Here is a 17,727-nt window from a genome sequence, read left to right on the forward strand (position 1 = left end):
ACTGCCGGGTCGAGCCGCGCCGGGGGGCGTCGTGCAAGCACGATCGCATCCCCGTGGCGGCTCGACCCCTTCTCTCTGCCAGTGCGTTTTACCGCCGCCGATGGCGCGGCGGACGAAGGTTTGCGCATCATCGATTTGCACCGCGAGCGGGTAGTGCTGCGCCGCGCGCACGCCGGGATGCGAATGGCCGTGAACCTGCCGGTCGCCGCCTATCGCGGCGTCGCCATCAGGCTGGATGCCACGACCGAGACGCCGCCGTTTGTTGCGGTTACGCTCGAACATGCCGATGCCGCCCTGTCGCTGCCGCTATTTTGCTCAACAGACAATGACGACATCGTTGCCGAATGGCAGTTGTGGGGCCGCGTGCTCGGTCTACCGCTTCTGGTCGCCGAAGTTGACGGCACCGTGCGCGAAGTGTTCGCGCGGATGGGCCGGCTGCTGATCGCAGCGCCAACTTGGCGCCGTCGTCGCCGCAGCGCCGTCGCGCGCCGGCGTCCGTCCCGGTTGCTGCGCCGGCGGGCAGGCGCGCTTTCGGCCGTGCCGGTCGTGCATCGCGGCGAACGCGAGATTATCGCGCGCGATTAGGGCAGGGCGCCGGTTTTGTCCCGCGCGCGTTATCACCCGCCGCGCTTTCTATAAAAATCAATCGGCATGCATTGCCCCGCGGCGTGCCATCATTCGGTGTTTCCCGGGCACAGCGCAGCATGCAATGGTGCGCTGCTGAACCGGGACCTTTACACACTCGGAGTTTCGGAAAACTACCGGAGGAGGGCTGTTGTTCAGGCTGATCCGGAATTGCGCAAGGACTTTTTAGAATTGGAAAGGCACTGGCTTAAGCTCGCCCGCAGCTACGAACTTGCCGAACGGCTGGCGAAATTTCCGAATCCGCCGCTCCCAAACCGCTAATGGTGTGTGCGTCTCATTCATCCAAGCCGCGGCTCCGCTACGGCAGCATCGCTTTGTGCGAATGCCTTGCGTGAAAGTTTTGCAATGAAAATAAGAGCCCCGGCCGAAGTTCGCTCAACCGGGGCGCTAGTATGATCGGGCTTTGGATTTCGGGGGACGCCCCGCGGCCGCTATCAGCTCAAATATCTATTCCGAACCTTTCGCTGCCAGTCTCAATAGCTGTGCTTACGGTGCTTCGTGGACATGTACATTTTCTTGTGATGCCGGACCGCGGTGGTCTGCGCAGGTTGTGCTGCGGACTGAAGATAGGGTCCAGGTGCTCCGGCGCGAACGCCCGCTGGCGGTTGGTCGCCGGTCGCGGGACCGTTTTGCGCGATCGCAAGTGAAGTTCCACCGACAATCAGCGCCGCGAGAATCGTGAGACTTTTCAAGGCGGTCATCATTGTCCTCCAAAAGCGTCTAGGCTGCGCTCACCCGCACGTGCGGATGAGAATGCTTTGGGAGGCCAACCGTTCCCAAGACGGCGACCAGTGAAGTGGTGCTCAAAAGCGCACGACCGCCTGAAGCACTAGTCCCGCGAACAGGATCAAGCCCGCATCGCGGTCGGATTTGAACACGGCGAGGCAATTGTCGGGGTCGGCGATATCGAGCCGGACGATTTGCCAGGCAAGATGTGCTGCGAAGGCGAATAACCCGAGCGCGAAGACTGATCCGCCGCCGGCAGTAAAGCCGCCCGCACCGATGAGAATGACGGCGATGGCGTAGAACAGCGCAAGCATCGGCTTGGTGCGCGGCCCGAACAGCAAAGCCGTGGATTTGATGCCGATCAGCGCGTCGTCTTCACGATCCTGATGGGCGTAGATGGTGTCGTAACCGATCACCCACGAAATCGAGCCAGCATAGAGCAACAGCGCCGGAAGATCGAGACGGCCGAACGCGCCGGCCCAGCCCATCAGCGCGCCCCAGGAAAAGGCGAGGCCGAGCACGATCTGCGGCCAATAGGTAATCCGCTTCATGAACGGATAGATCGCGACAATCGCGAGCGAGGCGATGCCGAGCGCAATGGTGAAGGCATTGAACGCGAGCAGCACAAGAAGCCCGACCAGCGATTGCGCGATCAGGAATAGCGCGGCTTGCGTGACGCTGACTTGGCCCGATGGAATCGGCCGCGAGCTGGTACGTTCGACGGCGCGGTCGAGATCGCGGTCGACGATATCGTTCCAGGTGCAGCCAGCGCCGCGCATGGCAAAGGCGCCGATAAAGAACAGCGCGATGTGCCAGAGATTGGGCAGGCTCCATCCTGCGGCAATCGCGGCCAAAGCCGATGACCACCAACAGGGCAAGAGCAACAGCCAAGAGCCGATCGGACGATCAAGCCGCGCCAGCCGCAGATAAGGCCGTGACCAGGCTGGGGCGAGCGAGTCGACCCAATTGCCGGTCGCGTCCGCGACCGAACCGGCCGCCCGTTTCATCGCGCCAGCGGATTCCCGGTAAGCGTATCGAACGTGCCGCGGCCGGTCTTGGTGTTCTTTGCGGTATCGACACTCGGCGTCTTTATCGCATCGCTCAAGGACGGCGCTTTCGGGTGCGGTGCGTCGTCGCTGCAGGCCATGGTGCGGAATTTCAGCGATTTCTCGTGATTGGCTTTGGAGGACGTGACCACCTGTTCGGGCACGCCACACCACACCTTATTGTCTTCGAGGAATTTGACGACCGTCGTTTCGGCGGCAACAAAGCTCGTCATCAGCGTACAGAGCTGTTTGCGATCGGCTTTGGCTTTCATGGCGGCGCCGACGGCTGCGCTGCGTTTTTGTGCTTCGGCGGAAAGTTTGCTGAAGTCATTGCACTGCGCGCCTGGAGGCGCCGGAAATTGTGCCCATGCCAGGCGGTCGGTCGCGGCCAAGGTGCAGAGAGCCACGGCCAGGCAGGAGGCCCAATAAAAGGCCCCACAATGCGACAGCGCCCGCGCGCGTTTCATGAAATAGCCCTCTCCCGACCCCGTCGCTCAGGCCCGCGACTCGTTCTCGACCGCAGCGTGTGACTTTGCCCGAAATCCCGCCATCCTTAAAGACTCGCCAAATCCGGCGACAACGCGGCAAAGCACCCGCAAATCGGTCCGTGCGACGCTGTGGTTTACGGTTTAAAACCCGATCGCGAAGCGTAAATCAGCTTAATATGCGGGGCGGATAGCTCATCTCGGCCTCAAATTCACCCTCCGCCGCGAGAGAAGAGTGAGCCCCGCAAGCTTTCTCGCGGCTTCGATCTCGCGTAACTCGAATAATTCGTTACAAGCCAAAGGGAGCGAAATGGGCGACTCAACCCGAAATCATTTTGCTTTAGCGCGCGCCCGACGTGGTCGCAGTGATTGATGAAGCGAAAGCACGGCGCGAGAGGAACAGCATTCGGCCATGCCCGGTTACGATTTTCGCACCACGCGGCTTTACGTCGATGCGCCGCTTAAGGAGGGCGGCGCCGCTGCGCTCGACCATGGCCAGGCCAATTATCTGACCACCGTGCTACGACTCAAAGCTGGTGACAGCATTTTGGTGTTCAACTCCCGTGACGGCGAATGGCGCGCGACGCTTGAGGGCGGCAAACGTGCGGCGGCACTGCGCATCGGCGCCCGCACGCGCGCGCAGACCGCGCCGGCCGATCTGCATTATCTATTCGCACCGCTCAAGTCGGCGCGGCTCGATTACATGGTCCAGAAAGCAGTCGAGATGGGCGCCTCGCTGCTGCGGCCGGTGCTCACCCGTCACGGCCAGGTCGCGCGTGTCAATCTCGAGCGCATGCGCGCCAATGCCATCGAAGCCGCCGAGCAATGTGGCATTCTTTCGCTGCCGGAAATTGCGGCACCGATTGCGCTCATCGAGGTGCTGGCAGCGTGGGAGACGACGCGGCATCTGGTGTTCTGCGATGAAGCGGCCGATCTCGCCGATCCTCTCGCGGCGCTCGCCACCGTCCCACGTCACGCGCCGCTTGCGGTCCTGGTCGGTCCGGAAGGAGGATTTGCCGCGGACGAGCGCGCGGCGCTGCTCAAATTGCCGAATATGGTGCGACTTGCGCTCGGCCCGCGCATTCTGCGCGCCGATACCGCCGCGGTTGCTGCGCTCGCGCTGGTTCAGGCCGCGATCGGCGACTGGCGGTGAATGTTCCAGCACAACTCGTTTTGCCTCCCACGCGAAGCGGCGGGAAAGGACAGGCACTTCGTTATCGCTTGTCAGGATGAGGGCTGGCTAATAATCCTGCCCGGACGATCGTAACAAACGAAACCGACATATTCGCCATAGACGCGATGAATACTGGTGACTTTGGCGAAGCGACCCCATCGTGCGCAGTGATCTGCGGCGATGTCGCGGTAGATCGGCTCGACGTCGGGCGAATAGGGAAAGATGCCGCCGATGTCATTGCCAGTCACTGCCGGACCTGGGCCGGCGAATTCCGCGCCCCAAGCCATAGCGCTGGTACTGGCGCTCAAGCCGGCGGCCAAGACCAACAGGACCAAAACGAGTGCGATCATGATGTTGCGAATCATTAGAGCCTCACAGGCTTCACTCGCGGCAAAGGTTAGAGCCACAGAGCCGGGATTAAAACGGTCTATCCCCTCCGGTCGTTCCAGCGGCTTTACAACATCGAATAGGCGCTTGCCACCATGCCGACCGGCCGCCGATCGGAGGCGTTGAGCAGCATGACGCGGCCGAAGCTGGTATTGCGGCCGATTCGCACCACGCGCGCATCCGCCACCACGTCAAAATTTACCGGGCGGAGGAAATGCGTGGTCTGATCGATCGAGGTCATCGGCCGATACCCATTCCAGGCCGCCGAACAGGCCAGTACCATCGCGGTGTCAGCCAGCGCCATCAGCGCTTGGGTGCAAACCGCGGCGCCGTCGCTACAGACCTTTTTTGAATATGGCAGCCGCACGGTCGCGCCCGGCTGCCAATCCGGCAGCGCCCCGGCGGGTCGCACAGTTTCGACACTTTCCACAAGCAGCGCGAGATCCTGCACCCATGCCGGGAAAACTTCGGTCATCAGACGTCCGGCGGTTTGCAGGCTAAATGAAATCTGCGGCGCCGGGAGCCGGTGCACCTCACCCATCGTAAATCTCCCCCAAAGTTAGCCAAATAGTCCGCCGGCATTGCTGCCGGTCGTTACAACCCTTTGCGCGACAATCGGTGCGACAATCGGTGAGTGAACGACATCGCGAAACTGCGGCGTGGAGTTTCCGCGATGCACGCAGACGCGACGAATCAGATGCAACAAATTACGCGCGACCCCGCGAAGGTCGCGCACGTTTTGCGCGTTCGTAGCGTCCACAAGAAGACTGTGAAAAAGCGATTCGCGCCATCTTTTTATTGCTTTAATTGCCCCGCGCCGGCTGCCGGGACGCTCGCCGTCTGAAATGCCGAAGCTGAAAAGCGAAGCTGGAAAATCGAAGCGCAGGCGGTCCGGGGCTTGACCGGCATCGCTGCCCGCGGCACCGTTATCGGCATTGGCGGGGGAGGGGTCCCAATGTTGCGAACAAGCTCCCAAGTAGACTTCCGGACGGCAGCCGCCGAGCGGGGTTGCGGACCGAAGTTCCGATTTTCCGTGCGATTCGGCCGAGTCGCCTGTTTAGTGCTAGCGCTTGCCCTGTGCGCGGTCTCATCCTCGCAACTGCGCGCGGCGAACTGGTTTGAGAAGAATTTCTGGCTTTCGGGTCCGCGCTATGACCGCACCGTGCCGAGTTGCGATTACCCGCCGGCGCTCGATCGGATCATTGCCAATTTTCGCACTAAGGAATTCCGCTTCTGGAATTCGGAGCTGCGTATCGTCGGCGTCGAAAACATCCAGCAGACCGATTTCTTGCCGTGGGCTGCACAGTCCATTCCCCGCCGCTTCTGCAGCGGAGTTGCCGTCATCAACGACGGCGGTAGAACCCCGATCTATTATTCGATTGCCGAGGATACCGGCATGATCGGCATGGATTGGGGCGTCAACTTCTGCGTCGTCGGGCTCGACCGCAACTGGGCCTACAATCCCGCATGCCGCGCGGCGCGGCCTTAGAGCAAACACTGGCGGGAAACTAAGCCGGCGTCTCGTCCGAGCGGCCGAGCTTGCGTCAATCCTAAGCGAATGACCCTTCCGACGAGGCCTCAGTTGCCAACGCTTCGAGAACGCAATCGCGCAGCAAAATAGGATCGCGCGCCCCGCGCTGAGCGAATTCGATTACCTTCACGGCCACGACAGTCGTCTCGCCGTGATCGTCGTCGCTAAGCCCGAGTGTCTGGCAGACGTCGGCATAGACGCGCGTCATGTTCACGATAGCCTCCGGTTCGAAGGCCTCGTTCTTGAACAGGCGGTAAACGGTCATGCACCCTGCCTCCCACTTGCAATCCCCAAACTAGGCTCCGAATGCGACGCTTTCCAGTCCGCTTCGAGTCGGCCGCGCGACAATCCTCACTCCCCCCGAAAAGGAGGGTCAAGCTGTGACAGAAAGTAAAGTGAGGTGAAGATTTTGTTCTTGATCTGTTCTAGACGCCGATCTAGGCTCGAGGGCGTTGTCGAACGCGTAAAGGGGGGTGGTCCATGACCGGCTTATTGTTGCGTGTTGCGTTGCTTGCGTTGTTGCTCACCCCCCAAGCGGCGACCGCGCAAGACCCGCGGCAGAACGCACCGGGTCAGTTTGATTTCTACGTCCTGTCATTGTCCTGGTCGCCATCGTTTTGTGCTGGCGCCGCCGAGCGCGGCAGCACGGCCGCCGCGGCGAACGCGCAATGCGGGCCACGGCCGTACTCTTTCGTCGTCCATGGGCTGTGGCCGCAATATGAGAAAGGCTTCCCGGAATACTGCCAGCTTCCGGCGCCGCGGCTCGATCGCGCCGTCGTTTCCTCGATGCTCGATCTGATGCCGGCGCCGCGGCTCATCTTCAACGAATGGGATCGCCACGGCACCTGCTCAGGCCTATCGCCCCGCGCTTACTTCGAAACGGTCCGCAAGGCCCGCGCCGCGGTGAAAATTCCCCTGGAATATACCGATCTCAAAGAGCCACTCGGCGTAACTCCAGGCGCCGCCGCAGAGGCTTTCATCAAGGCCAATCCGGGGCTGTCGCCAAGCGCGATTGTGATCGGCTGCGACAGCAAACGCTTGACCGAGGTGCGGCTTTGCCTGTCGAAGGATCTGCATTTTCACGACTGTCCGGAAATCGCGAAACGCAGCTGCAGCCGCGATCAGCTGATTATGCCGCCGATGCGTGGCAGTTGAGCGTGCGGCGCGTCCGCTCATTGCTGCGAGCGGCAATCCAGTTCGGGGCACCGAAAGGATAGGTACTATCAAGCGCTGGGTCCCCGTATTCTTTGGGAAAGGGGCATGTTGTAAGTCCATCCATGCTCTAAATGGGCTCTTCCGTGCTCGCTGTCGTCTGACATGAACTATCAGCACGCGTTTCACGCCGGTAATTTCGCCGACGTCCATAAGCATATCGTGCTGACGCGCATTCTCGTTTATTTGCGGCAAAAGCCGGCAGCATTTCGCGTGATCGATACCCATGCGGGTGCCGGCCGTTACGATCTTCTGGGCCCGCAAGCCGCGCGTTCGGGCGAATGGCGCGACGGCGTCGCGCGGCTATTCGACAAATCGCGATTCAATACATCGCAGTTGGGCGCCAGCGAGAGCGCCCAAGCGTTGCTTGCACCTTACTTTGATATTATTGCGGCGCTTAATCCGAACGGCACGTTGCGGCTCTATCCGGGATCGCCGCAGATCGTCAAGGCCCTGTTGCGGCGGCAGGACCGGCTCGTCGCCTGCGAGCTCGAACCGAACGCGGCGGCGGCGCTCAAACGTGCCTTACGCGGCGAGCCGCGCGCTAAGGCGCTGACGATTGACGGCTGGATGGCGCTTTATGCCAATATCCCCCCGAAGGAGCGCCGCGGCCTCGTCCTGATCGATCCGCCGTACGAAGAGAGTGCGGATTTTCTCCGGCTCTCAGACGCCTTGGCGGAGGCACATCGCAAATGGCCGGGTGGCCTGTACCTGTTGTGGTATCCAATCAAGGCGCGTGAGGCGCCCGACGCGCTTGCCCGGCGGCTGCGCCGGCTCAACGTGCCGAAAATCCTCCGCTGCGAATTATCCTTCGGACCGCCGCGGGCCGCCGGCGTGCTCGCCGGCTCCGGCGTTATCATCGCCAACCCGCCTTATCCGCTGGAAAGCGAATTGTGCACGATCCTTCCCGCGCTGACGCGCCTGTTGGCGCCGGCGGGCGCTTACCGGATCGACTGGCTCACCCGCGAATAGGCCAGCGGGCGCGGCTTATCGCGGTCCGCAGCAACGCGCCTCGGTGCCGTCACGAGTGCCGGAAACCGCCAGAAACGCGGGCTGCTTCCCCACTTTTCCACAGGTCCGAATTGGTTTAGCTTTGTTAGCTGGCTTAGACGTTCCGCCTCCTGTGGGGGGCCGGCGGAGTGGCTGAGGCCGTGGGGGGCTTAAGCTCTTTGCTCGTGTGGATGTCCGGCCTAGCCGTCAGCCTCGACGGTGGCGGCGACGTGAGCACGGGAAGGAGTTTGCGCAATGGCAATGACCGGTACGGTCAAATTTTTCAACGGTGAGCGCGGCTACGGCTTCATCAAGCCCGACGATGGCGGCCGCGACGTGTTTGTGCACATTACCGCCGTTGAACGCGCGGGGCTGAAATCGCTGATGGAAGGCCAGCGCCTCACGTTCGAGGTCGAGCCCGACAAAAAGGGCAAAGGCCCAAAGGCCGTCAATCTCGTCGTCACCGGCTAGAACGACCTGCTGCGCCGCACTTGACCTTTGCCGGTGCAGCACGCATGTGCGTGCGCGCTGCCGGTATCGCCGGAGAGTTTTGCAGGCGCGTTCCTCGACCACTCGATTTCATATGGTGCGGCAATGATGATTCTGCGTTCGTCCCCCGCGTCGCCGTTCGGGCGCAAGGTGCGGATTGCGATCTCGCTCTTGGGCTTTGATGACCAAACGCGAATCGAGCCCGCCGATCCGACGGACTTCTCTGACAGCCTGCGCCGGCAAAATCCGCTCGGCAAAATTCCGGTGCTGATCGCCGAAGACGGCGCCGTCTATTATGATTCCCGTGTGATCGTCGATTTCCTCGATGAGCGTGCCGGCGGCGGCAAGATCGTGCCGCGCGAACCGCGGCAGCGGCTCGCCGCGCTACGGCTGCAGGCGTTATGCGACGGCATTCTCGACGCTTCGATCCTTACCGTTTACGAGGCGCGATGGCGTGCGCTCGAACATCACGAGCAAAAATGGCTCGATCATCAAGCCGGCAAGGTCACCCGCGCGCTGGAAGTCCTTGAATCCAATCCGCCGGTACTCGCGGCCGCCGCGGGCAGCTTGCCCAATATCGGCCAGATCGCGCTCGCTTGCGCGCTCGGTTACCGTGATTTTCGCTTCGGCGAAGGCTGGCGCAACGCGCATCCGCGCCTTGTGGCATGGCTGGACGCTTTCGCTGCGCGCGTTCCGGCTTTCGCGGCGACCAAGCCAACTGGATAACATTGCGTTCGCCCCGGCCGCTCGTGGTTTCATCTGATGTGCTGACGTAAAAAAGCCCCGGTGCGTCAGCACCGAGGCTGCAATGTCGCGCTCTGCCAGACGCTTAGAACTTGTAGTTCACGCCGCCGCGCAGGAGACTGGCGTGGAACGAGACGTTATCGGTGACGAGCCCGGCGCCACAATTCAATCCGCAATTGAAGCTGCCGAGATCGACATAGAGATACTCGACCTTGGCCGTCCAGTTGGGCGCGAACGCGGCCTCCAGCCCGGCGCCGATCGTCCAGCCGGTATTGTCGCTGCTGGTCTGGGCGAAGCCAGGGACGGATGCCTTGATATTGCCGAACGCGGCGCCGCCGGTGATATACGGCATGAAACGATCCGCGGCATAGCCGAGCCGCCCGCGCACCGTTGCCAGCCACGTGTTGCTCGTCTTGCAGCCGGGTGGGCACAGATTTGTAGTCGAGCCGTTGATCCCGGACCAATCGATATCGCCTTCGATGCCGGCGACCACTTGACCGAATTGATAATTGTAGCCGGCGGTGCCGCCGATGAGCCCGCCGCTCACGTTGCGGCTGCCGGTCGAATCCCAGTTCGAACTGCCGAAGCCGCCGCCGCCGTTGATGCCGATGTAAAAGCCGGTCCAATTGTAGATTTGTACGATAGCCGGCTGCGGAGCATAGAACGGCCCCGGCGCCCGGCGCGCTAAATCGGCCGCCGCCGCGATCGCCGTCATTGCCGCGAGCGCGACAAACGCAAACACAACACGCTTCATCTTTGACCTCCATGTACGACGCCGCCGCGTCGCGTTTGGCGGTGCATATTATTTGTCGAAAAGTTATCAGCTAGTGTTGAAAAGCCACAGACGCGCGAGAAGTTGTGCCGGCTTTGTGGCAAAAAATAACTCGCATGCGCCACGATTTTAGTTAGCGAAATCTTGCCGAGTAAAAAATATGGTGAATGAATTTTTAAAATTACTCGCTGCTTCGCAGCAGCGCGTGGATCGACACCGCTAAAATGCGATCGTCACTTCTCGGTGACTGCAGCCAATAATGGATTGGCAGCAAACCTGACGCGGCTCGGATTGAATTATCAAGGCGATATCGTTAATGGGGTCTTATATGTGTCTCAGGCCAGAGGCCGCCGCCTCGCCAACGGGCAGGTAGCCGGGGCAAGCACGATCGCGAGGCCCGGTTCGCGGTTGATTCGCAGATGGCCTTCGCTGACGCTAAATCTACATGCACGAGCATGAGTAGTACTGCCAAACCAGACATCCCCAAGCCAGAGATTGCCCCGGAAACGGAAGTCGCCGAGGAAGACGACGAGCAATCGCTGCCGCAGCCCGAAGACGAACCGGCAAAGCTTCGCTTTGATGAAGAAGAAAGCTCGCTCGCGGCGGGCCGCGCCACGATTGTCCATTACGCCAAGCACGCGCCGTCGCGGCCGGGCGTCTATCGGATGATCGACGGCCGCGGCGACGTGCTCTATGTCGGCAAAGCGAAGAATGTCAAAAAGCGTGTTCAGGCTTATGCCCGTCCAGCCGGGCTCGACACCCGCATCGAGCGGATGATCGCGGCGACGCGCCGCCTCGAATTCGTCGTCACCCGCACCGAGACCGAAGCGCTGCTGCTTGAAGCTAATCTGATCAAGCGACTGCGGCCACGCTTCAATGTGGTGCTGCGCGACGACAAATCGTTTCCCTACATCCTAATCACGTCCGACCATTGGGCGCCGCAAATCCTCAAGCATCGCGGCGCGCGCACGCGGCCCGGCCATTATTACGGTCCGTTCGCATCGGTCTGGGCAGTGAACCGCACCGTCAACGCGCTGCAACGCGCATTTTTACTGCGCTCGTGTAGCGATCCGTTCTTCGAGAGCCGGACGCGGCCATGCCTGCTCTATCAGATCAAGCGCTGTTCGGCGCCGTGCACGAAGGAGATCGAGTTTCAAGATTATTCGGCGCTAGTGCGCGAGGCCAACGATTTCCTATCGGGACGCAGTAAAAAGGTGAAAGACCAGCTCGCGGATGAAATGGAAAAAGCATCGACCGGGCTCGATTTCGAACGCGCCGCGATCTATCGCGACCGCCTCGCCGCGCTCTCCGCGATTCAATCGCATCAGGGCGTCAATCCGCGCGGCGTTGAGGAGGCCGACGTTTTTGCGGTCCATCAACAAGGCGGATTCTCCTGCGTGGAGGTATTCTTCTTCCGCACCGGTCAGAACTGGGGCAATCGCGCTTACTTTCCCAAGGCAGACCGCTCGCTTTTGGCCGGCGAAGTCTTGTCCGCCTTCCTTGCCCAGTTTTACGACGACAAGCCGCCACCGCGGCTGATCCTGATTTCGCATGAGATCGTCGATCGCGCGCTCCTCGCTGAGGCGCTGTGCACCAAGGTCGGCCGCAAGATCGAGATCGCGGTGCCGTCGCGCGGTGAAAAGAAGGACCTGGTTGGGCACGCGCTTGCCAACGCCCGTGAGGCGCTCGGCCGCAAGCTTGCGGAGACATCCTCGCAGGAAAAATTGCTGCGGCAACTCGCCGACACCTTTGGCCTGCCGCGGGTGCCGCGCCGCATCGAGGTCTATGACAATAGTCACATCCAAGGCTCGAATGCGGTGGGCGCGATGATCGTCGCCGGACCGGAAGGATTTCGCAAAAGTCAGTACCGCAAATTCAACATTCGTTCCGCTGACCTGACCCCCGGCGACGACTTTGGCATGATGCGCGAAGTGCTGACGCGCCGGTTCAAGCGGCTCCTGGCCGAGGCGCCGGAGCAAGAACGACACCACGCCGATCTTGTTGCCTCCCCCCCTGTGGGGGAGGCCGATCCGGCGCAGCCGGATCGAGGGGGTCGGTCGAAGGTACCAGCCACCCCCCTCTCTATCCCTCCATCACAAGGGGGAAGGGAAGAGAACGCGGTTCTCGATGCGCAAGACGAATCGCCCTGGCCCGACCTCGTGCTGATCGATGGCGGGCAGGGCCAGCTCACGGCGGCACGCGAAGTTTTGACCACTCTCGGTCTTACGATTCCGATCGCTGCCATCGCCAAAGGGCCGGAGCGCGATGCCGGGCGGGAAACGTTCTTTGTTCCAGGGCGCGACTCGTTCAAGCTGCCGCCGCGCGATCCAGTGCTTTATTTCGTTGAACGCCTGCGCGACGAGGCGCACCGCTTTGCCATCGGTTCGCACCGCGCGCGCCGCAAGCGCGACCTGCGCGAGGCCGGCCTGCAGGAGATTGCCGGCATCGGACCGACCCGCAAGCGCGCGCTGCTTCTGCATTTCGGTACGCTTAAGGCGATCGAACGGGCTTCGTTGACGGACCTCATGGAGGTCGAGGGTATCAGCGGCGAAACCGCGCGGCGCATCTACGCCTTTTTTCATGATGGGGCGACTGCAACGTGATCCACGCAAAATCATCCCCATATACGCACAAGTGACGCATTGGGCCCTGTTGGCCGGGCCGCCCCGGCGCTATGGTGGGGCCATGAATTCGGCCATGGATTCGACCACGACCAGCACGCCAGCCCACGCTCCAGGACACACTCCCGGACATGCTTCCGGACATGCGCCGGTGCGCTCGCGCGCCAATCCGATGGCGTTACCCAACATCCTGACCTACGGCCGCATCGCCGCGGTGCCGTTCGTGGTCGGCTGCCTGTTCTGGCAGAACATCCTCGGTGGCGAATTGTGGCTGCGCTGGCTCGCGCTCGTCGTCTTTATCGTGGCCGGTGTTTCCGATTTTCTCGACGGCTACTTTGCCCGCATCTGGGGTCAGCAATCTTCGCTTGGCCGCATGCTCGACCCAATCGCTGATAAGCTTCTGGTCGCATCCTGCCTCTTGATCCTCGGCGCCGAAAAGACCATTCACGGCTGGTCGCTGCTTGCCGCGATCGTCATTCTCTGCCGTGAAATCCTGGTTTCGGGACTGCGCGAATATCTCGCGGAATTGCGGGTCAGCGTTCCGGTGACCCGGCTTGCCAAATGGAAAACGACGCTGCAGCTCGTTGCTGTCGGTTTCCTGATCTGCGGCGAAGCAGGCGATGCTATCGTGCCGGTAGTGACCGAGACCGGCATCGCGCTGCTGTGGCTCTCGGCGTTGCTGACGCTCTATACCGGGTGGGATTATCTGCAGGCGGGATTGCATCACCTGACCCAGGAGGATGCGTGAAGGTTCGTTATTTTGCCTGGGTGCGTGAGCGTGTCGGAAAAGCGGAAGAAGACATCGATCCGCCTGCCGATATCGCCACAGTGAGCGACCTGGTGGCATGGCTCTCTCGGCAAGGCGAGGGTTATGCCTACGCATTCGAAAATCCCAACGTAGTCCGCAGCGCGATCGACAAGCGCCATGTACGCGCCGATGCACGGATCAACGGCGCGAAGGAAATCGCTTTTTTCCCGCCGATGACCGGCGGGTGAGGCGATCCGCTTGCACGATCGGCTTGCATGTCCGAAGCGACCGAAATGACCGCCATCCTCCGTTTGCAGCGCGAACCGTTCGACGCTGCCGGCGAAGTCGCGGCGCTGACGCGCGGGCGCGCCGATATCGGCGCCGTTGTCACGTTTACCGGGATCTGCCGGGCGGACGAAAATGGCGAACCGATCACCGCGCTTGATCTCGAACATTATCCAGGAATGGCCGAGGCCGAGATCGGCCGGCATGTCGAGGCGGCGCGAGCGCGCTGGCCGCTCCTCGGTGTCACCGTCATCCACCGCTACGGCCGCATCGCGCCGGGCGAGGACATTGTGCTAGTGGTCACGGCGTCGAGCCATCGCGAAGCGGCGTTCGCGGCCGCGGAATTTCTCATGGACTATTTGAAAACCCGCGCGCCGTTCTGGAAGCAAGTGGAAAAGGCGGGCGACGAGGAAGCACGCGCAAAGACCTGGATCGAGGCCAAGTCGAGCGACGATTCCGCCGTCGAACGCTGGAAGTCCGCGTGAGGCGGAGGGAATGCCGATCAAAGGTCTGATCTTCGACGCCTATGGCACGCTCTATGACGTTCACTCGGTGCAAGCTAAGACCGAGGAGCTTTGCCCGGGAAAAGGCGATCTGATCACGCAAGTCTGGCGGCTGAAGCAGCTTGAATATACCTGGCTGCAAACATCGCTGCAGGACTATCGCGATTTCACTTACCTCACGCAGGCGTCGCTCGAATTTGCGCTGCGAGCCGCCGGGATCGAGCCGAGCGAAACGATCACCAAGCCGCTGCTCGAGAAATATCTCAATCTCGATCCTTTTCCAGAGGCCAAAGAGGCGCTCGGCGCATTACAACGCCGCGGCGGCCTGAAGCTCGCTATCCTGTCAAACGGCAGCACGGCAATGCTGACGGCATTGGTCAAAAATTCCGGACTTGATGCTTTTCTCGACGCCACCATCAGCGTCGATGGCGCGCGGAAGTTCAAGCCGCATCCGGATTGCTATGCGCTCGTGGAAAAGACGCTCGGGCTGAAAAATGACGAAGTGATATTCGTTTCGTCGAACAGCTTCGATGTCGCTGGCGCCAAACATTTCGGCTTTAAGGTCGCTTGGATCAAGCGCGGCGGGGCCGCTAACGCCCCGAGCGCTCCAATTGGGCCGGCGCAGATGTATCGCTTGTTGCGCGGCAATGCCGAGATGCTCGGCTACCGGCAGGATTACACCGTCGCCGCTTTGACCGATTTGATCGGGCTGTTGTGAGACGACAAGCGGCCCTTTAAGCCGCGGCGGCCTTGCCCTTCGGCTGAACTTCGGCGCTATAGTCGTTCATCAGCGCTTGCGTGATGCGGCTCGGCGTGAATTTCCAGTTGGCGATCTCGGCCACTGCCGTCACCTCGGCGGCCGTACCGGTGATGAAGCATTCCGAGAAGCTCGAAAGCTCCTCCGGCATGATGCGCCGTTCGATGACCTCGATGTTGCGCCGATGCGCCAATTGTATGGCGGTGGCGCGGGTGATGCCGGCAAGGAAGCAGTCGGCGATCGGAGTGTGGATCTTGCCGTCCTTGATGAAGAAGATATTGGCGCCGGTACATTCGGCAACGCGGCCCTCCCAATCGAGCATCATTGCGTCGGCATAGCCGCGCTGTTCGGCGCGATGCTTGGAGATCGTGCAGATCATGTAAAGGCCGGCGGCCTTGGCGAGACACGGCGCGGTCTTCGGGTCGGGCCGGCGGTACTCGGCAAGGTCGAGCCGGATTCCCTTCAGCCGCTGCTCCGGATCGAAATAGCTCGGCCATTCCCAGGTGGCGATGGCGAGATGAATCTTGTTGTTCTGCGCCGACACTCCCAGCGCCTCCGAGCCGCGCCATGCCACCGGACGCACATAAGCGTCTTTCTGATTATTCTTCTCGAGGACGAGTTGCTTGGCGGCATCGATCTCGGCAACCGAATAGGGAATTTCGAAATCCAAAACCCGCGCTGAATTCTTCAGGCGCTCGCTGTGCTCCGTGCCCTTGAAGATTTTGCCGCCATAGGCGCGTTCGCCCTCAAACACGCAGCTTGCGTAATGCAGGCCGTGCGTAAGCACGCTGATCTTGCATTCGGCGGTCGGGATCAGCTTGCCGTCGAACCAGATCAGGTCAGGACGTTGGTCGAAGGGCACTGCCATGGCATTGCCTCCCTCGCATCGTTATTCCCAATGCGTGCCGTAGTTTGGGCCGCGTTGGGGCTTTTGCACCGAAACCGTAGACCGGCTATGGTCTGCGCCGCTCCGTGAGAGGCGTCGTTGAGACGCATCAATTGGGTGGGGCTCGCACGGCTTTCGCGCGATGAGAGCGGCACAGCCAACGCGGCACCGTCCAGAGTGGCCCGCCAGGAGCGGACCGGCTTCGAAACGATATCGCGCTGGCAACTTAACAACCAAGCCAAAATATGTCAACATGGCTGACCTAATGACCAATATCAGCATCATGCGAAAGTCGCGCTCGGCCGCAGTGCCGGTCGAAACGGTATTGCCCGCGGACGAACTTCATTTTGACCTCATCGAACTTTTGTTCTTCGCCTACCGTGATTTTGTCAGCGATCCGGACGAAGTACTGGTGAAGCTCGGTTTCGGCCGGGCGCATCATCGCGTCTTGCATTTCGTCAACCGCAACCCCGGCATGAAGGTTGCCGAACTGTTAGACGTCTTGAAGATCACTAAACAATCGCTCGGCCGCGTGCTCAAGCAGTTGATTGACGAGGGCTACATCCTGCAAAAGGAGGGCGCCAACGATCGCCGCCAACGGCTGCTTTACGTAACGGCGGCCGGCGCCGCGCTGGCTGTCAAGCTTGCCGGCCTGCAGACCGCGCGCATTGCGCGCGTGCTGGCAGAACTGGGCCCCGACGCGCGCGAGGCGGCGCGCCGTTTTCTCGCCGGGATGATCGATGCCGAGGACCGCGAGCATGTCCTGCGCCTGATTGCACGTTCCGATTCGCTTGCTAACGGCTCGCGGGCGCGCAACGGCGCTCCATGACGCTCGCCGCCGACCCGTCGCAAAAAACGGCGCAAACGCCGGCGCCCAATCCCGCCGATGACGCGCCGCATCTTTTGGTCGTCGACGACGATCGACGCATTCGGGCGCTGTTGTCGCGCTTCCTGCGTGCCGAAGGCTATCGCGTTTCGACCGCCGAGACGGCGCAGGACGCCCGCGCCAAGCTCGAAGGGCTTAATTTCGACCTGCTGGTTCTCGATGTCATGATGCCGGGCGAGAGCGGCTTCGATTTTGCTCGCACACTTCGGGCATCATCGACCGTGCCGATCTTGATGCTGACCGCGCGCGACGAGAAGGAAAGCCGGATCATGGGGTTGGAAATTGGCGCTGACGATTATCTCGCCAAACCTTTCGAGCCCAGAGAATTGTCGCTGCGCGTCGCCAACATTCTCAAACGTGCGCGGCCGCCGCGAGCTCAACCGGTGGAATCGGTGCGGTTCGGCCAGTTCGTATTCCATGTTGCGCGGGGCGAGCTGCGACGCGGCGACGAGGTGATCCGGCTGACCGACCGGGAGCGCGAGATGCTGCGAATATTGACGGCAAGCCCAGGCGAGACCGTGCCGCGCCAGGCGCTTGCCGGTAATGGCGGAGCGGTCAGCGAGCGCACCGTGGACGTGCAGATCAATCGGCTTCGCCGCAAGATCGAGCGCGATCCCACCAATCCGCTGATCGTGCAAACCGTGCGCGGCGTCGGCTATCGTTTGGTGCCGGCGACTTAAGCGGCGCCAACAAGGCAGAGTGGCCATTGAGCGGGCCAACATTGAACAGGCCATGACCAGTCTCGACGATGGCATCGGACGTTTGCGCAATGCCGCGGGTCAATTGGCCGCTGCCGCCGGTGCTATGACGGGCGCGGCAAGTGCGCTCGCGGCGCCGATT

Annotated in this window: 23 protein-coding genes; 15 read left to right on the forward strand and 8 right to left on the reverse strand. The window is 61.5% G+C overall.

Annotated features, from left to right (window positions below):
• Positions 1 to 42: 42 nt before the first annotated feature.
• Entirely contained in the window at positions 43 to 585 is a 543-nt protein-coding gene (locus CFA80_RS00005) for a DUF6101 family protein (protein WP_088518347.1), read from the forward strand.
• Positions 586 to 651: 66 nt separating this feature from the next.
• Positions 652 to 906: a hypothetical protein gene (locus CFA80_RS00010; protein WP_088518327.1), complete on the forward strand. Its 255-nt coding sequence runs from the start codon at positions 652 to 654 to the stop codon at positions 904 to 906.
• Positions 907 to 1,448: 542 nt separating this feature from the next.
• Here CFA80_RS00010 and ubiA read toward each other — a convergent pair.
• Positions 1,449 to 2,378, reverse strand: coding sequence for a 4-hydroxybenzoate octaprenyltransferase (gene ubiA, locus CFA80_RS00020; protein WP_088518329.1), 930 nt, complete (start codon positions 2,376 to 2,378; stop codon positions 1,449 to 1,451).
• Positions 2,375 to 2,884, reverse strand: coding sequence for a hypothetical protein (locus CFA80_RS00025; RefSeq protein ID WP_088518330.1), 510 nt, complete (start codon positions 2,882 to 2,884; stop codon positions 2,375 to 2,377). Before CFA80_RS00025 ends, ubiA begins: the two co-directional genes overlap by 4 nt.
• A 430-nt stretch (positions 2,885 to 3,314) precedes the next feature.
• On the opposite strand from CFA80_RS00025, the gene CFA80_RS00030 reads away from it, so the two are divergent.
• Positions 3,315 to 4,055, forward strand: a complete 741-nt coding sequence (locus CFA80_RS00030) for a 16S rRNA (uracil(1498)-N(3))-methyltransferase (protein WP_088518331.1) — start codon at positions 3,315 to 3,317, stop codon at positions 4,053 to 4,055.
• A gap of 71 nt (positions 4,056 to 4,126) precedes the next feature.
• Here the strand turns inward: CFA80_RS00030 and CFA80_RS00035 are convergent, their stop codons facing one another.
• The 3 genes from CFA80_RS00035 to CFA80_RS00045 form a co-directional block, all read right to left on the reverse strand.
• Entirely contained in the window at positions 4,127 to 4,441 is a 315-nt protein-coding gene (locus tag CFA80_RS00035; protein WP_088518332.1) for a hypothetical protein, read from the reverse strand.
• Positions 4,442 to 4,530: 89 nt separating this feature from the next.
• Complete coding sequence (locus CFA80_RS00040; protein ID WP_088518333.1) at positions 4,531 to 5,004, reverse strand: PaaI family thioesterase; 474 nt, start codon at positions 5,002 to 5,004, stop codon at positions 4,531 to 4,533.
• A gap of 18 nt (positions 5,005 to 5,022) precedes the next feature.
• Positions 5,023 to 5,439, reverse strand: a complete 417-nt coding sequence (locus CFA80_RS00045) for a hypothetical protein (RefSeq protein WP_088518334.1) — start codon at positions 5,437 to 5,439, stop codon at positions 5,023 to 5,025.
• Positions 5,440 to 5,523: 84 nt separating this feature from the next.
• On the opposite strand from CFA80_RS00045, the gene CFA80_RS00050 reads away from it, so the two are divergent.
• The gene (locus CFA80_RS00050; RefSeq protein WP_245281127.1) at positions 5,524 to 5,952 is read left to right on the forward strand and encodes a hypothetical protein; all 429 of its coding nucleotides are present in this window, start codon (positions 5,524 to 5,526) and stop codon (positions 5,950 to 5,952) included.
• Positions 5,953 to 6,013: 61 nt separating this feature from the next.
• On the opposite strand, the gene CFA80_RS00055 is transcribed toward CFA80_RS00050, so the two are convergent.
• The gene (locus CFA80_RS00055) at positions 6,014 to 6,259 is read right to left on the reverse strand and encodes a hypothetical protein (RefSeq protein WP_088518336.1); all 246 of its coding nucleotides are present in this window, start codon (positions 6,257 to 6,259) and stop codon (positions 6,014 to 6,016) included.
• 215 nt (positions 6,260 to 6,474) lie between these two features.
• Between CFA80_RS00055 and CFA80_RS00060 the strand changes: the two genes are divergently transcribed.
• From CFA80_RS00060 to CFA80_RS00075, 4 genes are all read left to right on the forward strand, one after another.
• A complete protein-coding gene (locus CFA80_RS00060) occupies positions 6,475 to 7,149 on the forward strand; it encodes a ribonuclease T2 (RefSeq protein ID WP_088518337.1) in 675 nt (224 codons plus the stop codon).
• 162 nt (positions 7,150 to 7,311) lie between these two features.
• The gene (gene rlmJ, locus CFA80_RS00065) at positions 7,312 to 8,178 is read left to right on the forward strand and encodes a 23S rRNA (adenine(2030)-N(6))-methyltransferase RlmJ (RefSeq protein ID WP_088518338.1); all 867 of its coding nucleotides are present in this window, start codon (positions 7,312 to 7,314) and stop codon (positions 8,176 to 8,178) included.
• A 273-nt stretch (positions 8,179 to 8,451) separates the two neighbouring features.
• Positions 8,452 to 8,667, forward strand: a complete 216-nt coding sequence (locus CFA80_RS00070; RefSeq protein ID WP_088518339.1) for a cold-shock protein — start codon at positions 8,452 to 8,454, stop codon at positions 8,665 to 8,667.
• Between the two features lie 33 nt (positions 8,668 to 8,700).
• Positions 8,701 to 9,411 carry a glutathione S-transferase family protein gene (locus tag CFA80_RS00075; RefSeq protein WP_348622650.1) on the forward strand — a complete coding sequence of 237 codons (711 nt, stop codon included), beginning with the start codon at positions 8,701 to 8,703 and terminating at the stop codon, positions 9,409 to 9,411.
• Positions 9,412 to 9,514: 103 nt separating this feature from the next.
• Here CFA80_RS00075 and CFA80_RS00080 read toward each other — a convergent pair whose 3' ends face one another.
• Complete coding sequence (locus CFA80_RS00080; RefSeq protein WP_088518340.1) at positions 9,515 to 10,183, reverse strand: outer membrane protein; 669 nt, start codon at positions 10,181 to 10,183, stop codon at positions 9,515 to 9,517.
• A gap of 473 nt (positions 10,184 to 10,656) precedes the next feature.
• Between CFA80_RS00080 and uvrC the strand changes: the two genes are divergently transcribed.
• The 5 genes from uvrC to CFA80_RS00105 all read left to right on the forward strand — a co-directional run bounded on the left by uvrC (position 10,657) and on the right by CFA80_RS00105 (position 15,076).
• The gene (uvrC, locus tag CFA80_RS00085; protein ID WP_143549645.1) at positions 10,657 to 12,804 is read left to right on the forward strand and encodes an excinuclease ABC subunit UvrC; all 2,148 of its coding nucleotides are present in this window, start codon (positions 10,657 to 10,659) and stop codon (positions 12,802 to 12,804) included.
• Positions 12,805 to 12,994: 190 nt separating this feature from the next.
• Positions 12,995 to 13,570, forward strand: a complete 576-nt coding sequence (gene pgsA / locus CFA80_RS00090; protein WP_088518349.1) for a CDP-diacylglycerol--glycerol-3-phosphate 3-phosphatidyltransferase — start codon at positions 12,995 to 12,997, stop codon at positions 13,568 to 13,570.
• Positions 13,567 to 13,818, forward strand: coding sequence for a molybdopterin converting factor subunit 1 (moaD, locus tag CFA80_RS00095; RefSeq protein WP_088518342.1), 252 nt, complete (start codon positions 13,567 to 13,569; stop codon positions 13,816 to 13,818). The genes pgsA and moaD overlap by 4 nt, the downstream gene beginning before the upstream one ends.
• A 45-nt stretch (positions 13,819 to 13,863) precedes the next feature.
• Positions 13,864 to 14,340, forward strand: coding sequence for a molybdenum cofactor biosynthesis protein MoaE (locus tag CFA80_RS00100; protein ID WP_088518350.1), 477 nt, complete (start codon positions 13,864 to 13,866; stop codon positions 14,338 to 14,340).
• A 10-nt stretch (positions 14,341 to 14,350) separates the two neighbouring features.
• Positions 14,351 to 15,076 carry a haloacid dehalogenase type II gene (locus CFA80_RS00105; protein WP_088518343.1) on the forward strand — a complete coding sequence of 242 codons (726 nt, stop codon included), beginning with the start codon at positions 14,351 to 14,353 and terminating at the stop codon, positions 15,074 to 15,076.
• A 16-nt stretch (positions 15,077 to 15,092) separates the two neighbouring features.
• Here CFA80_RS00105 and CFA80_RS00110 read toward each other — a convergent pair whose 3' ends face one another.
• Positions 15,093 to 15,983: a branched-chain amino acid aminotransferase gene (locus CFA80_RS00110; RefSeq protein WP_088518344.1), complete on the reverse strand. Its 891-nt coding sequence runs from the start codon at positions 15,981 to 15,983 to the stop codon at positions 15,093 to 15,095.
• 301 nt (positions 15,984 to 16,284) lie between these two features.
• Here CFA80_RS00110 and CFA80_RS00115 point away from each other — a divergent pair, with 301 nt between their 5' ends.
• On the forward strand, positions 16,285 to 16,830 hold the full coding sequence (locus CFA80_RS00115; RefSeq protein ID WP_245281128.1) for a MarR family transcriptional regulator: 546 nt from the start codon (positions 16,285 to 16,287) through the stop codon (positions 16,828 to 16,830).
• Positions 16,827 to 17,567: a response regulator transcription factor gene (locus CFA80_RS00120; RefSeq protein WP_088518346.1), complete on the forward strand. Its 741-nt coding sequence runs from the start codon at positions 16,827 to 16,829 to the stop codon at positions 17,565 to 17,567. The genes CFA80_RS00115 and CFA80_RS00120 overlap by 4 nt, the downstream gene beginning before the upstream one ends.
• Positions 17,568 to 17,727 lie beyond the last annotated feature (160 nt).

Source organism: Rhodoplanes sp. JGI PP 4-B12 (assembly GCF_900188135.1).